Here is a 2,211-nt window from a genome sequence, read left to right as displayed (position 1 = left end):
GTGTTGTAGACAAGCCCTCGACCTATTAGTATCGGTCAGCTCCATGCCTTGCAGCACTTCCACATCCGACCTATCACCCAGTGGGCTACTGGGGGTCTTACCACCTTAACAGTGTGGGAGCCCTCATCTTGAAGTATGCTTCCCGCTTAGATGCTTTCAGCGGTTATCATTTCCCAACGTAGCCAACCAGCCGTGCTCCTGGCGGAACAACTGGCACACCAGAGGTTAGTCCGTCCCGGTCCTCTCGTACTAAGGACAGCTCTTCTCAAGACTCCTACGCGCGCAGCGGATAGGGACCGAACTGTCTCACGACGTTCTAAACCCAGCTCGCGTGCCGCTTTAATGGGCGAACAGCCCAACCCTTGGGACCGACTCCAGCCCCAGGATGCGACGAGCCGACATCGAGGTGCCAAACCATGCCGTCGCTATGGACGCTCGGGCAAGATCAGCCTGTTATCCCCGGGGTACCTTTTATCCGTTGAGTCCTGGCGCTTCCATTCGCTACCAGAAGATCACTAGTCCCGACTTTCGTCCCTGCTCGACATGTCTGTCTCACAGTCAAGCTCCCTTGTGCACTTACACTCAAAACCTGATTGCCAACCAGGCTGAGGGAACCTTTGGGCGCCTCCGTTACCTTTTAGGAGGCGACCGCCCCAGTCAAACTACCCATCAGGCACTGTCCCTAATCCAGATAATGGACCAAGGTTAGATAACCAGAGTGACCAGAGTGGTATTTCAACAATGACTCCACCCAAACTAGCGTCTGAGCTTCCCAGTCTCCCACCTATCCTACACAAGTCACACCAATCACCAATACCAAACTATAGTAAAGGTCCCGGGGTCTTTCCGTCCTGCTGCGCGTAACGAGCATCTTTACTCGTAATGCAATTTCGCCGAGTTCGTGGTGGAGACAGCGCCCAAATCGTTACTCCATTCGTGCAGGTCGGAACTTACCCGACAAGGAATTTCGCTACCTTAGGATGGTTATAGTTACCACCGCCGTTTACTGGGGCTTAAGTTCACCGCTTCGCCAAAAAGACTAACAGTTCCCCTTAACCTTCCAGCACCGGGCAGGAGTCAGTCCGTATACATCGTCTTACGACTTAGCACGGACCTGTGTTTTTAGTAAACAGTCGCTTGGGCCTGGTCTCTGCGACCCTCAACGCTTCGGAGAGTGAATCTCTTAACGTGTCAGGTCCCCCTTATCCCGAAGTTACGGGGGTATTTTGCCGAGTTCCTTCACCACGATTATCTCGATCGCCTCGGTATTCTCTACCAATCCACCTGTGTCGGTTTAGGGTACGGGCGGTACATGCCTCTCGCTCACGAAGCTTTTCTAGGCAGCATAGGATCACTCAATCCAACACAAATGTGTCAGACCCATCATGTCTCAGAATATGCGGACTGCGGATTTGCCTACAGCCCTTCCTACACACTTAGCCTGGGACAACCAACGCCCAGGATGAGCTACCTTCCTGCGTCCCTCCGCAGCTTGTCTACTACAAGATCAGGTCACAGACTCACCAACCCCACAGGCCCGAAGGCCGGACAGAGCGGCTCGCATGCTTAGTATCACTCGCCTCAACACGGACGATGCAAGACCGGTACGGGAATATCAACCCGTTGTCCATCGACTACGCCTGTCGGCCTCGCCTTAGGTCCCGACTTACCCAGGGCAGATTAGCTTGACCCTGGAACCCTTGGATATTCGGCGGACGGGTTTCTCACCCGTCATTCGCTACTCATGCCTGCATTCTCACTCGTGTGCACTCCACGATCGGGTCACCCCACCGCTTCAACGCAGCACACGACGCTCCCCTACCCAACCACACATACATGTGATTGCCATAGCTTCGGCGGATAACTTGAGCCCCGCTAAATTGTCGGCGCAGAATCACTTGACCAGTGAGCTATTACGCACTCTTTCAAGGATGGCTGCTTCCAAGCCAACCTCCTGGTTGTCAACGCAACTCCACATCCTTTTCCACTTAGTTACCACTTAGGGGCCTTAGCTGATGATCTGGGCTGTTTCCCTCTCGACAATGAAGCTTATCCCCCACTGTCTCACTGCCGCGCTCTCACTTACCGGCATTCGGAGTTTGACTGATTTCGGTAAGCTGGTAGGCCCCCTAGACCATTCAGTGCTCTACCTCCGGTAAGAAACACACGACGCTGCACCTAAATGCATTTCGGGGAGAACCAGCTATCACG

At 53.9% G+C, this 2,211-nt stretch carries 1 rRNA gene; it reads right to left on the bottom strand.

Going from position 1 to position 2,211, the window contains the following annotated elements:
* Positions 1-5 precede the first annotated feature (5 nt).
* Positions 6-2,211 (bottom strand): 23S ribosomal RNA (locus tag P0D62_RS18900); the annotation flags it as partial.

This window comes from Tessaracoccus caeni (assembly GCF_029211185.1).
GTDB lineage: Bacteria > Actinomycetota > Actinomycetes > Propionibacteriales > Propionibacteriaceae > Arachnia > Arachnia caeni.
The sequence above is the reverse complement of the archived record's forward strand: the minus strand, read 5'-3'. Positions and strand labels throughout refer to the sequence as shown.